Below are 12,872 nucleotides of genomic sequence, written 5' to 3' on the forward strand. Positions count from 1 at the left end.
GTTCGACCGACCGCGTGGGGTGCAGCGGGTTCTTCCGTATAGGGTGGGATTGTGGTCCCCGATGCGGGGGGCAGGCCGGCGATCGGCCTTTTGGGAACGGAACGGATGATGCGAAGCCTGCCGCCCGCGCTGCGGCGCACCCTCGGCGCCGCCCTGCTCGCCTTCGTCCCGCTCGGCGGCGCGCTGGCACAGGGCGGCGGCGTGCCGGTGACGACCGATCCCGTCCGCATCGGCCCGGTGCCGGTTGAGATCCTGGCGAATGGCCTCGTCTCCTCGGAATCCGTCGTCACCATCCGCACCCGGGTGGACGGGCAGATCGAGCGGGTCCTGGTCGCGGAGGGCCAGATGGTCCGGCGCGGCCAGCCGCTCTTCATCCTTGACAGCCGCATGAACCAGGCATTGCTGGCGCAGCAGGAGGCACAACTGGCGCGCGACAAGGCGCAGGCCGCCCGCGCCCAGGCCGATGCCCAGCGCTACCAGTCGCTGCGCGGCGAGAGCTTCGCTTCCCAGCAGCGCTTCGAGCAGGCCCAGGCCGACTCCCTCGCGGGCGCCGCCAATGTCCGCGCGACCGAGGCGCTGATCGCCCAGACCCGGCTCAACATCGAGTTCGCCACCATCACCGCCGAGATCGACGGCCAGCTCGGCGCCATTCCGCTGCGCGCCGGCAATTTCGTCCGCCAGGCCGAGAACACCGCCATCACCACCCTGACGCAGATGGACCCGATCCTGGTCTCCTTCGCGGTGCCGGAGCGCTGGCTGCCGGCGGTCCGCACCGCCATGCAGGGCGAGGCCCCGACGGTGCGTGCCCATGCCGAGGGCGACCGCGGCCCCTGGGCGGAGGGGCGGCTGGTCTTCGTCGACAGCGCGGTGGACACGACCACCGGCACCATCCTGCTGAAGGCCCGCTTCCAGAACGCCGACAACAAGCTCTGGCCCGGGCAATACGTGCAGGTGACGCTGGCACCGCGGACGGACCCCGAGGCGATCACGGTCGCCGGTCCGGCGGTGCAGACGGGACAGCAGGGCCGCTACGTCTTCGTGCTCGCGCCCGACGGCACCGCGCGGCGCCGCCCGGTCGAGTTCCTCCGCACCGCCGGCGACCGCGCGGTGGTCAAGGGCGAGCTCGCGGCGGGCGAGAAGGTGATCGTGGACGGCGCCCAGCGGGTGACCGAGGGCACGCGGGCGATGGAGCGCGGTGCCGCGCCGGCGCCGCAGCGCGTCTCGAGCGTGCAGTGAGCGGCCACAGCGAAGGGGCGGGGCGATGAACATCTCGGAACTCTGCATCCGCCGGCCGGTGATGACCTCGCTGCTGTCGATCGCGGCGGTGGTCATCGGCGTCTTCGCCTATCTGCGGCTGCCGGTCGCGGCCGTGCCGCGCGTCGACTTCCCGGTCATCACCATCTTCGCCAATTTCCCCGGCGCCAGCCCGGAGACCATGGCGACCAGCGTCGCCCTGCCGCTCGAGCGCGAGCTGTCCACCATCGCCGGCGTGGACACCATGTCCTCGATCAACGGCCAGGACACCACGCAGATCACGGTGCAGTTCGTGCTGGGGCGGAACATCGACGCCGCGGCGCAGGACGTGCAGGCGGCGATGACGCGCGCGCAGCGCCGGCTGCCGATCGACATGACCATCCCGCCGAGCTACCGCAAGGTGAACCCGGCGGATGCCCCGGTGGTGCTGCTGACCCTCTCGGGCGGCGACACGCCGCTCTACCGGCTGAACGACATCGCCAGCACCATCATCGGCCCGGCGCTCTCGCGCGTCCCCGGTGTCGCGCAGGTGCAGACCTTCGGCGAGCAGCTCTATTCCGTGCGCGTGCGGCTCGACCCCGACCGCATCGCCGCCATGGGCCTCGCCTTCGACACGCTGCAGCAGAGCGTGGCGGCGGCCAATTCGAATACCCCGGTCGGCCTGCTGAACGGCCAGCGGCAGCAACTGACGCTCCGCGCCAACGACCAGCCGCAGAGCGCCGAGGAGTTCGGCAGGCTGGTCGTCGCCGGCCGCGCCCAGGCGCCGGTGCGGCTTGCCGAGATCGCCGAGGTCGCCGACGGCGTGCAGAACGAGCGCGTCGCCGCCTGGCGGAACGACAAGCGCGCCCTGGTGCTGGCAGTGCTGCGCCAGCCCGACGCCAACACCGTGGAGGTGGTGGATGGCGTCAAGTCCAGCCTGCCCGCCCTGCAATCGGCCCTGCCGCCGGGGGCCGAGATCAACGTCATGCTCGACCGCTCGCTCTCGATCCGGGATGCGGTGCACGACGTGCAGGAGAGCCTGCTGATCGCCATCGGGCTGGTGGTGCTGGTCTGCTTCCTCTTCCTCCGCCGGCTGACCGCGACGCTGATCCCGACGGTCGCGGTGCCGATCAGCCTCTGCGTCGCCTTCGCGCTGATGTATGCGCTGGGCTATGGCATCGACAACGTGACGCTGCTCGGAATGACCATCGCGGTCGGGCTGGTGGTGGACGACGCCATCGTGGTGCTGGAGGCGATCGTCCGCCATATCGAGGAGGGGATGCCGCCCATCCAGGCGGCCATCCGCGGCTCGCGCGAGATCGGCTTCACCGTCCTCTCCATCACCCTCTCGCTGATCGCGGTCTTCCTGCCGATCCTGCTGATGGGCGGCGTCGTGGGCCGCGTCTTCAACGCCTTCGCCGCCACCGTCTCGCTCTCGGTCATCGCCTCCTGCATCGTGTCGCTGACGCTGACGCCGCTGATGGCGAGCCGGCTGAAGGGGCACCACGCCCACCGCAAGGTGCCGCTCTGGGACCGGGCCCTGGAGCGCGGCTTCGTCGGGATCGAGCGCTCCTATGCCTGGCTGCTGGACCGGGCGCTGCGCTTCCGCCTCGTGGTCTGGGCGATCTTCCTCGCCTCGCTCCTCGCGGCGGGCTGGATGGCGGTGAAGATCCCGAAGGGCTTCTTCCCGGTCGAGGATACCGGCTTCCTGCTGATCAACACCGAGGGCCCGCGCGGCGCCTCCATGGCCGCCATGGCGGACATGCAGGGCCGCCTGACGGAGGTGCTGCGGCGCTCGCCGCATGTGGTCAACGTCGTCTCCAACCTCGGCGCGGTCGGCGGCAGCATCTCCATCAACCAGGGCCGGCTCTTCGTCGAGCTCAAGCCCCGGGCCGAGCGGCCGGCGGTCGAGCACGTGATCCAGGACCTGCGGCGGACGGCGAACTCCTTCCCGGGCCTGCGCGTCTTCATGCAGCCGATCCAGAACATCAATTTCGGCGCGCGGCAGACCCGGACCCAGTACCTCTACACGCTGCAAGGCCTGAAGCTCGACGAGCTCTATGACTGGGCGCCGCGGCTGGAGGAGCGGCTGCAGAAGCTGCCGCAACTGCAGGACGTGAACACCGACCTGCAGCTCGACAGCCCGGTGGTGCTGGTGAACGTGGACCGCGACCGGGCGACGACGCTCGGCGTCACGGTCGACCAGGTCCGGCAGGCGCTCTTCTCCGCCTTCGGCGCCCGGCAGATCAGCACGATCTACGGGCAGGCCAATGCCTATCCGGTGATCCTCGAGGCGCTGCCGGAGGACCAGCGGGACGAGACGGGGCTGGCCAAGCTCTACCTGCGCTCGGTCACCGGCAAGCTCGTGCCGCTCTCGGCGGTCGCCTCCATCGAGCGGCGCTCGGGCCCGCTCAACGTCTCCCACCAGGGGCAGCTCCCGGCCGTGGTCATCGGCTTCAACACGCCGCCGGGCGTCGCGCTCGGCGATGCGGTGAACGCGATCCGGGAGGTGGAGCGGGAGATGGGCCTGCCGCCCAGCATCGTCACCGGCTTCTCCGGCGCGGCGCAGGTCTTCCAGCAGGCGCTGGCCGGCCAGGGCCAGCTCGTCATCGCCGCCGTGCTGATCATGTATGTCGTGCTCGGCGTGCTCTACGAGAGCCTGATCCACCCGCTGACCATCCTCTCGGGCCTGCCCGCGGCGGCGCTCGGCGCCTTCCTCACGCTCAACTATTTCGGCCTCGACCTCTCGGTCATCGCCGTCATCGGCGTGCTGCTGCTGATCGGCCTGGTCAAGAAGAACGCCATCATGATCGTCGACGTCGCGCTGCAGCGGCAGCGCGCGGGCTCGCCGCCCTTCACGGCGGTGCGGGAGGCCTGCCTGCTGCGCTTCCGGCCGATCCTGATGACGACGCTCGCCGCCGGCGCCGGCGCGGTGCCGATCGCCATGGGCTGGGGCGCGGCGGCGGAGCTGCGGCAGCCGCTCGGCCTCGCGGTGGTCGGCGGCCTGGCGGTGAGCCAGGTGCTGACGCTCTTCGTCACGCCGGTGCTCTATCTCGGCTTCGACAGCCTGGCGCGGCGGCTGAGCTTCGGCCGCGGCCGGGTGCCCGAGGCGCCGACCCCGGCGCCGGCTGAATGAAGATCCCGCCGCTTCCCTTCACCGTCACCGACTGGTCCGGGGTGCCCGCGACGCGGCACCCCGGCGAGACCGGCGAGGCGCTGTGGCGCACGCTGGAGGTGGGCGATCTGCGCGTGCGGATGGTGGAGTACTCGCCCGGCTACCTCGCCGACCACTGGTGCGACCGCGGCCATGTGCTGCTGGTGCTGGAGGGGGAGCTGGAGACGGAGCTGCGGGACGGGCGCCGCTTCACGCTGCGGCCGGGGATGAGCTACCGGGTCTCCGACTTCGGCGATGCGGCGCACCGCTCCTCGACCCGGACGGGGGCGAAGCTCTTCATCGTGGATTGAGCTTGACCCGATCCGGAGGGGTGCCGAGATTCCGGGCATGAACGCGATCAGCCTGCCCGAGCTCGAGCCCGACCTGCAGGACTGGCTGTCCCGCCGGGCCTCGGCGCATGGGGTGAGCCTGGCCGAGGAGGTGCGGGCGATCCTCCGCGCACAGAAATCCCACGAGGTACCGCCGACGCCCCCGCTCGACGACGCGGCGCGGAAGGCGAAATGGGAGGCGCTGTTCGCCATGGCGATCAAAATGCCTCCCGGCGCGCCCAGCACGCTGGAATTGCTCCGCGAGGACCGGGACAGCCATTGACGGGCGAGTTGGTCGTCGATGCCTCGGTCGTGCTCAAATGGTTGGTGGATGAACCGGATGTCGCCTGGGCAAGGCGTGTCGCGACCAGTAGCTACGTCCTGATCGCGCCGGATCTGCTGCATTCCGAAGTTGCCAATGCTCTCTGGCGCATCAGGCGCAAGGGTCTGTTGAGCGAGCGGCAACATTTCGAACTCTATGACCGGCTATCGGACTTCAACCTGCAGTTCCTTGTCTTGGAACACCCCCTCCACGCCGCCAGCCTCGCCCTCGCCACCCGCCTCGACCACCCGGTCTACGACTGCCTCTACCTCGCTCTTGCCCTTGCCCGCGGCGCGGCCCTGGCCACCGCCGATACCCGCTTCGCCCGTGCCATCCGCCGCGCCGACGCGCTGCCGGACAGGCTGGTCCTCACTCCGCCGGAAGCCGCTTCGCCGCCGGCGTGACCCGGTGCCCGCTGACCGCCTCCCCCGCCTCCGGCGCCAGCCGGGCGAAGAAGGGGGCCGAGGCGGCGACCACCACCCCGGCCACCAGGAAGGCCAGGGTGAAGTCGTGCACCGCCAGCGCATGCCGGCCGGCGACCAGTGCGCTCGCCTCCAGCGTCGTCGTCGCCAGCACGACGCCGAGCGCCTGGGTGAGCTGCTGCGCCGTGCCGGCGAAGCTGGTCGCGGCCGAGAGCCGGGCGGAGGGCACGTCGGCGAAGGCCAGCGTGTTCAGCGCGGTGAATTGCAGGCTGCGGAACAGGCCGCCCAGCGCCAGGACCGCGAAGATCACCGGCAGCGGCCAGGCCGGGGTGAAGGCCGCCGGCAGCGCCACCCCCACCGCCGCGATCAGCGAGGCGCCGATCAGCGCGGTGCGGAAGCCGAAGCGCTTGAGGATCGGCCGCGCCAGCGGCTTCATCGCCAGCGCCCCGAGCGCGGTGGCGAAGGAGACCATGCCGGCCTCCGAGGCCGTCTTGCCGAAGCCCACCTGCAGCAGCATCGGCACCAGGAAGGGCGAGGTGCCGGCGCCGATGCGGAACAGGCTGCCCGCCAGCGTCGACTGGTTGAAGGTCGGGATCCGCAGCAGGCTGAGGTCGAGGGCCGGCCGCGCCGCCCGCCGGCAATGCCGCATCGCCGCCCAGCCGAACATCAGCCCGAGCACCAGCCCCGCCTGCGGCATGTCCTGCGGCACCACGCCGCGGCCGATCGTCTCCACCCCGAACATGAAGAGCGCGAGCGCGGTGCCGATGAGGGCCAGCCCCACCCGGTCCGGCGGCCCGGGATTACCGGGCGGCACGCGGGGGATCTTCCAGGCGACCAGCAGCAGGCCGAGCGCGCCGATCGGCACGTTGATGAGGAAGACGCTGCGCCAGCCGAAGGCATCCGTCAGGAAGCCGCCCAGCGGCGGGCCGCTGATCGGCCCGATCATGGCCGGCATGGTCAGCCAGGCCATGGCGCTCAGCATTTCCTCCTTGCGGATCTGGCGCAGCAGCAGCAGGCGGGCGACCGGCACCATCATGGCGCCGCCGAGACCCTGCAGCACGCGCGCCGCGATCAGTTCCGGCACCCCGGTCGCCCGGCCGCAGAGGACCGAGGCGGCGGTGAAGACCACGATCGCCGCCATGAAGACCCGCTTGGCGCCGAAGCGGTCCGCCACCCAGCCGGAGACCGGGATGAAGACCGTCAGCGCCACGAGGTAGGAGGTGATGGCGGCCCCCAGCCGCGCCGGCTCCACCGCCAGGTCCCGCGCCATGGCCGGCAGGGCGGTGGTGACCGCGCTGCTGTCCAGGTTCTGCATGAAGAGGGCGCTGGCGACGATGGCGGCGATGAGCCGCGGGTCGGCCTTCCGCTCGGATGGGGTCAGGGGGGCGGACTCGGCGCCGCCGGTCTTGGTCATGCGACCAAGTTACTGCGGATCTCCCCGGCCGGGAACGGCCAGGGGCGTGATCCTGGCCTGCACATCATGCCTGTCAGTCAGAAGGCCGACCGGTATGGGGCGATCCCGGCGCGCAGGCGCCGCGCCACCGGCGCACCGCGCCGGGCTATCCGCGGCCCCGGCTCACGCCGTCTCGCCGGGGCGCAGCACCACCCGGCCGACGGCGCTGCGGCCGCGGACCTCGGCCATCGCCTCCCGGAAGCGCTCGAGCGGGTGGCTGGCATGCACCTCCGGCCTGAGCTTCCCCGCCGCCCACCACTCCACCAGTTGCTGCCAGAGCGCCCGGGCGCGCGGGGCATGCAGGTGCCGGTTGTCCCCCGGCGACCAGCCGACATAGGTGCCCCAGTTCAGCCCGGCGACCGCGATGTTCTTCAGCAGCAGCAGGTTGATGGGCAGGGTCGGGATGCCGCCGGCGGCGAAGCCGATGGTCACCAGCGTGCCGCCGTCGCCGAGGCAGCGGAGGTTCTCGTCGAAGACCGGCCCGCCGAGGGTGTCCAGGATGGCGGAGACGCCGGCGCCGCCCGTCGCCTCCCGCACCGCGTCCCGGAAGGGCTGGGCGCTGTCCAGCACCACATCGGCGCCGCGCGATTCCGGCACCTGCCGCTTGGCCGCGCCGCAGCGGGCGATGACCCGGGCGCCGAGCGCCTTGGCGATCTCCACCCCCGCCAGCCCGACGCCGGCCGCGGCGCCATGCACCAGCACCCATTGGCCCGGCTCCAGTCGCGCCCGCCAGATCAGGGCGGAGGCAGCGGTCGGGTAGCTGATCGGCATGGCGACGGCGGCCGGGAGCGGCAGCCCGTCCGGGATCGGCACCACATGGATGGCGTCCGCCACCGCCTGCTCCGCCATGCCGCCCCAGTCCAGCACGGCGAAGACGCGGGTGCCGGGCGGCAGCGGGTCCGGCACATCAGGCGCGCTCTCCAGCACCGTGCCGGCGATCTCGGTCCCCGGGGTGAAGGGCAGCGGCGGCTTCCGCTGGTACTTGCCCTGCACGACGAGCTGGGTGGCGAAGGAGACCCCCGCCGCCTCCACCCGGATGGCGACGCCGCCCGGCCGCAGCGGCGGCGGCGGGATGTCCTTCAGCTCGAGTTCGTCGAACTCGCGCCAGCTCTCGCAGACCAGGGCACGCATGCAGTGGGTCCTATCGTCGTCGGTGTTCAATCGAGGGTCACGCGGGCCTCGCGCACGAGGCGGCCCCAGCGCTCGTACTCCCGTGCGCAAAACCTGGAAAAATCCTCGGGGGTGTCCGCCACCGGCTCGGCGCCGAGGGTGGCGAGGCGCTCCCGCACCTCCGGTGCCGCGACGGCGGCGGCGACCGCCTGGTGCAGGCGCTGCGCGACCGGCATGGGCGTCCGCGGCGGCGCCCAGATGCCGTACCAGGTGGCGATCTCGAAGCCCGGCACGCCGGCCTCGGCGATGGTCGGCAGGTCCGGATAGGCGGCGACGCGGGTCGCCGTCGTCACCGCCAGCGGCCGCAGCAGCCCGGCGCGCACCGCCGCGGCGCTGGAGGGGATGCTGTCGAACATGAGCTGGATGCTGCCCGAGATCAGGTCCTGCACCGCCGGCCCGGCGCCGCGATAGGGCACGTGCAGCATCTCGGTCCCCGTCATCAGCTTGAACATCTCACCCGCCAGGTGCAACGCGGAGGCATTGCCGGAGGAGGCATAGGAGACGCGCCCGGGATTGGCCTTCAGATACGCGACCAGCTCCGGGATGCTGCGGACGGGAAGCTGCGGGTTCACCACCGCGACCAGCGGGACGCTCGCCATGTTGGTCACCGGCGTGAAGTCGGTGAGCGCGTCGAAGGGCAGGCTGCGGTTGAGGTGCGGGATGATGACATGGATGGAGGCGTTCATCAGGAAGGCCTGCCCGTCCGGCGCCGCCCGCGCGACCTGCTCCGCCCCGATGGTGCCGGAGGCGCCCGGGCGGTTCTCCACCACCATGGGCTGTTTCAGGTCCTGCGCCAGGCGGGCGGCGACGACGCGGCCGAGGATGTCGGTCGGCCCGCCCGGCGGATAGGGCACGACGAAGCGTACGGGGCGGGAAGGCCAGTCCATCCCCTGCCCGCGCGCCGCGGCCGGCGCGGCCAGCATGGCCCCGATCGCGAGCCGCCGCGTCATCCTCATGCGCGTCATCCTTTCCCCCTGGCCTTCCCGTTTCCCCCGTTCCGGGCAGGATAGGGACCGGATACGGGAAGGGAAACGCCATGGCCGACCGGCCGCAGCCCTATCGGGGCCTCTTCGTCCTGGATGCCAGCCAGGGCATCGCCGGGCCCTATTGCGCCAGCCTGCTGGCCGCCTGCGGCGCCACGGTGGTGAAGATCGAGCCGCCGGCCGGCGACTGGTCGCGCGGCCTCTCGACGCGGGAGGGCACGCAGAGCGTCATGCATGTCGCCTTCAACCGCGGCAAGCGCAGCGTCATGCTGGACCTGCAGACCGATGCTGGCCGCGCCGCCATGGCGAAGCTGGCGGAGAGGGCCGACGTGATGCTGGAGGCTTTCCGGCCCGGCGTCGCCAAGCGTCTCGGCCTGGTGCCGGAGGCGGGGAAGGCCGATGTCGTCTTCCTCTCCATCTCCGGCTTCGGCCAGCAGGGGCCGAATGCCGAGCGCCCCTGCACCGACGGCGTGGCGCAGGCCTTCACCGGCCTCGTCTCGCTCAATATCGGCGCGGATGGCGTGCCGCACCGCACCGGGCAGTTGATGGCGGTGGACATGACGACGGGGTTGTCGGCGATGATCGCGGTGCAGGCGGCGCTGGCCGAGCAGGCGGCCGACCGCGCCGCGGGCGCGCCGCCGCGGCGGCGGGTGCTGGACGTGTCGCTGATGCAGAGCGCGGCGGCGCTTATGGCCTTCAACATCGCCGAGGCCGGGCTGCTCGGCCGCGTCCCGCCCCTCTCCAACGTCCCGGCCGGGACCTATCAGGGCAGCGACGGCCGCTGGTTCATGGTCGCCTTCCTGCGCGAGCCCGAATGGGTGCAGTTCTGCGCGGTGGCCGGGCGGCCGGAGCTGGCGGAGGACCCGCGCTTCCAGGGCTTTCCGAAGCGCGCCGAGCACCGCGACATCCTGCTGCCCATCCTGCGGGAGACCTTCGCGCAGCGCCCCGCGACGGACTGGGCGGAGCGCTTCAAGGCCGCGCGCATGCTCTGCGACCTCGTGAACTCGCCGCTGGACTGGCTGGCCGACCCGCATGTGCAGGCGGTGCAGGCGGCCCTGCCGCTGGACCAGCCGGGGCTCGGCGCCCTGCCCTTCCCGCGGCTTCCCGGCCTCGGCCCCTGGAGCGTCCCGGCCCCGGCCCTCGGCGAGCATACCGAGGCGGTGCTGCGGGAGCTGGAGGACTGATGCCGCCGGGCAGAAGGCGTGACCTCTGCCGGGCAGCACGGCGCGCAGGCCGGCGCGCGGCGCCGCGGCCCGGTTGGCGGCGCCGAACAGGGAATCGTGCCCGGACGCGCATCCGGGCTGGCCGGCATGCGGCCGCGCGGCGGGCGGGCAGCCGCCCGCCGGTTGCATGCCGACGCGGCGCCGCTCCATTCTGGCCGCGAAAGCCTCCCGCCGCAGGGCCCGACCCGCGGCGCGGCAGGCGGAGGAGGAACGCCAGATGACCTGCCGGATCGGCCGCCGCGCGGCCTTCGCGGGCACCGCCCTGCTGCTGGCGCACCGCGCCCGCGCCGCCAGCCTCGACCGCACGGCGCGCTTCCTGCTCGGCTTCCCACCGGGCGGCGCCTCCGACATCGTCGCCCGCCTGCTGGCCGAGCGCCTCGGCGCCTATGCGCCGCAGGTGATCGTGGAGAACCGCCCGGGCGCTGCCGCGCGGCTGGCTATCGAGGCGGTGAAGATCGCGGCGCCGGACGGCGCGACGCTGCTCTTCTCGCCCGAGAGCATGTTCGGCATCTACCCGCATATCTACCGCAAGACCCTGCGCTACGCGGCGGAGGACTTCATCCCGGTCTCCGGCGTGACGGAATTCGGCTTCGCCTTCGCCGTGCCGGCCGCGCATCCCGCCCGGACCTGGCCCGACTTCGTCGCCTGGGCCCGGCAGCAGGCCGAGCCCATCCCCTATGCGACGCCGGCGGCCGGCAGCACGCCGCATTTCTGGGCCGAGCAATGCGCCCGCGCCTACGGCATCCGGCTGGGCCATGTCGCCTATCGCGGCATGGCGCCGGCCTATCCGGACCTTTATGCCGGACGGCTGCAGGCCGGCGTGACGGTCTTCGGCGACCTGCTGGAGCAGCGGAAGGGCGGGCATCTGCGCCTCCTCGCCGTCTCCATGCCTGAGCCCTCGCCCAAGGCGCCGGAGGTGCCGGCGATGCGCAGCCTCGGCCATGCGGAGCTGGTGGCGACCGAGCAGTTCGGCGTCCTCGCCCCCGCCGGCACGCCGCCCGCCCTGGTCGCCGGGCTGCATGCCGCCATCCTCGCCGCACTCGCGCGGCCCGACATGCGGGAGGCGCTGGACCGCATGGAGCAGACGCCGCTCGGCAGCACGCCGGCGGAATTCGCCGCGCGCATCCGCGCCGAGCGCGCGCGCTGGGCGCCGATCGTCGCCGCCACGGGCTACACGGTGGACGAGTAGCGCGGCCGCCGCCGAGGGTTTGCGTCCGGGGTTTGCGCCTGGGCGGAAAGCTGCGCAGGCTTGCCGCGGTCCCGCGGGCCGCCGGCCTTCGCCGCGGCAGGACGCGGGGGAAGGAGACCCGCCCTTGACCCTCGCCGAGCCCGTCGCCGCCCAGGCCCCGCTGGTGCAGCGCCTGCTGGACGGCCTCGCCGCCATCGGCGCCGACCCGCCGGGCATCACGCGCGAGGCCTATGGCCGCGGCGAGAACGAGGCGCAGGCGCTGGCCGCCGCCGCCGGGGCGGCGCTGGGCCTGGCCGCCACGACGGACGCCGGCGCCAACCTCTCCCTGCGCTGGGCCGGGCGCGATCCGGCGGCGCCGCCGGTACTGATCGGCTCGCATCTCGACAGCGTGGTGCAGGGCGGGAATTTCGACGGCGCCGCGGGGGTCGTCGCCGGCCTCGCCGCCATCGCCGCGCTGCAGGCGGCGGGCCTCAGGCCGCGCTGCGACATCGAGGTGCTGGCGCTGCGCTGCGAGGAGGCAGTGTGGTTCGGCCTCGGCCTCATCGGCTCCCGCTGCCTGCCGGCGCGGCTGCCGCCGGGCGCGCTCGATCTCCGCCATGCCCGCAGCGGCAAGACGCTGGCCGAGAGCATTTCCGCGCGTGGCGGCGATCCGACGCGGCTCCGGCAGGGCACGCCACTGCGCGACCCCGCCCGGCTCGGCGCCTATCTGGAAGTGCATATCGAGCAGGCGCCGCAGCTCGTCGAGGCCGGGGCGCCCGTCGCCATCTGCCTCGCCAATCCCGGCAATGTCCGGCACCCCTTCATCCGCATCGCCGGGGAGGACGCGCATACCGGCCTGCCGCACCGCTTCCGCCGCGACGCCGCCCTGGCCGGTGCCGACCTGATGCTGGCGTTGGAGCGGCTCTGGCTGGAGGAGGAAGCGGCGGGCCGCCCCATGGTCGTCACCATCGGCCGCTTCCATACCCCGGCGGAGCGGCACAGCCTGACCATGGTATCCGGCCGTTTCGAGCTCAGCCTCGACCTCAGGGCCTATTCGGCCGACCACCTGGCGGCGCTGGAGGCGCGGCTGGCCGCGATCGTGGCCGAGGTCGCGGCGCGCCGCGGCGTGCGGATCGACCTCGGCGAGCGCAGCGCCGCCGCGCCCGGCCCCATGGATCCCGCGATCATCGAGGGCCTGGCCGCCGCCGCGGCGCAGGCCGGGCTGCCGGGTCAGCGGCTGAACAGCCCGGGCAGCCATGACGCGAACAATTTCGCCGCCTCCGGCGTGCCGACGGGCATGCTGCTCGTCAGGAACCGTAACGGCAGCCACAACCCGGACGAAGCCATGGAGACCGGGGACCTGATGGCCGCCATTGCGGTCCTGGTCCATTGGCTGGCGGCGCGGACCGCCTGAG

General features: G+C 72.9%; 11 protein-coding genes. 8 read left to right on the forward strand and 3 right to left on the reverse strand.

The annotated features are described in order from the left end of the window. Positions 1–105 precede the first annotated feature (105 nt). Genes Q7A36_RS12500 through Q7A36_RS12520 form a run of 5 tightly spaced genes read left to right on the forward strand, consistent with a single transcriptional unit; the run spans position 106 to position 5,442 of the window. On the forward strand, positions 106–1,236 hold the full coding sequence (locus Q7A36_RS12500) for an efflux RND transporter periplasmic adaptor subunit (protein ID WP_305104029.1): 1,131 nt from the start codon (positions 106–108) through the stop codon (positions 1,234–1,236). Between the two features lie 25 nt (positions 1,237–1,261). After that, positions 1,262–4,369: an efflux RND transporter permease subunit gene (locus Q7A36_RS12505; protein WP_305104030.1), complete on the forward strand. Its 3,108-nt coding sequence runs from the start codon at positions 1,262–1,264 to the stop codon at positions 4,367–4,369. Next, the gene (locus tag Q7A36_RS12510) at positions 4,366–4,698 is read left to right on the forward strand and encodes a DHCW motif cupin fold protein (protein ID WP_305104031.1); all 333 of its coding nucleotides are present in this window, start codon (positions 4,366–4,368) and stop codon (positions 4,696–4,698) included. Before Q7A36_RS12505 ends, Q7A36_RS12510 begins: the two co-directional genes overlap by 4 nt. A gap of 37 nt (positions 4,699–4,735) precedes the next feature. Then, positions 4,736–4,999: a FitA-like ribbon-helix-helix domain-containing protein gene (locus Q7A36_RS12515; protein ID WP_305104032.1), complete on the forward strand. Its 264-nt coding sequence runs from the start codon at positions 4,736–4,738 to the stop codon at positions 4,997–4,999. Further along, the gene (locus Q7A36_RS12520) at positions 4,996–5,442 is read left to right on the forward strand and encodes a type II toxin-antitoxin system VapC family toxin (RefSeq protein ID WP_305104033.1); all 447 of its coding nucleotides are present in this window, start codon (positions 4,996–4,998) and stop codon (positions 5,440–5,442) included. Before Q7A36_RS12515 ends, Q7A36_RS12520 begins: the two co-directional genes overlap by 4 nt. On the opposite strand, the gene Q7A36_RS12525 is transcribed toward Q7A36_RS12520, so the two are convergent. The 3 genes from Q7A36_RS12525 to Q7A36_RS12535 form a co-directional block, all read right to left on the reverse strand. Next, positions 5,408–6,874, reverse strand: coding sequence for an MDR family MFS transporter (locus Q7A36_RS12525; protein ID WP_305104034.1), 1,467 nt, complete (start codon positions 6,872–6,874; stop codon positions 5,408–5,410). The genes Q7A36_RS12520 and Q7A36_RS12525 overlap by 35 nt on opposite strands. A 162-nt stretch (positions 6,875–7,036) precedes the next feature. Then, positions 7,037–8,044 (reverse strand): NADPH:quinone oxidoreductase family protein, encoded by a 1,008-nt coding sequence (locus Q7A36_RS12530; RefSeq protein ID WP_305104035.1) that lies wholly within the window; start codon positions 8,042–8,044, stop codon positions 7,037–7,039. 26 nt (positions 8,045–8,070) lie between these two features. Further along, the gene (locus Q7A36_RS12535; protein WP_305104036.1) at positions 8,071–9,039 is read right to left on the reverse strand and encodes a tripartite tricarboxylate transporter substrate binding protein; all 969 of its coding nucleotides are present in this window, start codon (positions 9,037–9,039) and stop codon (positions 8,071–8,073) included. A gap of 80 nt (positions 9,040–9,119) precedes the next feature. Between Q7A36_RS12535 and Q7A36_RS12540 the strand changes: the two genes are divergently transcribed. The 3 genes from Q7A36_RS12540 (at position 9,120) to Q7A36_RS12550 (ending at position 12,871) form a co-directional block, all read left to right on the forward strand. Continuing rightward, complete coding sequence (locus tag Q7A36_RS12540; protein WP_305104037.1) at positions 9,120–10,250, forward strand: CaiB/BaiF CoA transferase family protein; 1,131 nt, start codon at positions 9,120–9,122, stop codon at positions 10,248–10,250. A 256-nt stretch (positions 10,251–10,506) separates the two neighbouring features. Next, entirely contained in the window at positions 10,507–11,478 is a 972-nt protein-coding gene (locus tag Q7A36_RS12545) for a tripartite tricarboxylate transporter substrate-binding protein (RefSeq protein WP_305104038.1), read from the forward strand. A 124-nt stretch (positions 11,479–11,602) separates the two neighbouring features. After that, positions 11,603–12,871, forward strand: coding sequence for a hydantoinase/carbamoylase family amidase (locus Q7A36_RS12550; protein ID WP_305104039.1), 1,269 nt, complete (start codon positions 11,603–11,605; stop codon positions 12,869–12,871). The last annotated feature ends 1 nt before the right edge of the window (position 12,872 follow it).

The sequence above is a fragment of the Paracraurococcus lichenis genome (assembly GCF_030657435.1).
In the GTDB taxonomy this organism is placed as follows: domain Bacteria; phylum Pseudomonadota; class Alphaproteobacteria; order Acetobacterales; family Acetobacteraceae; genus Paracraurococcus; species Paracraurococcus lichenis.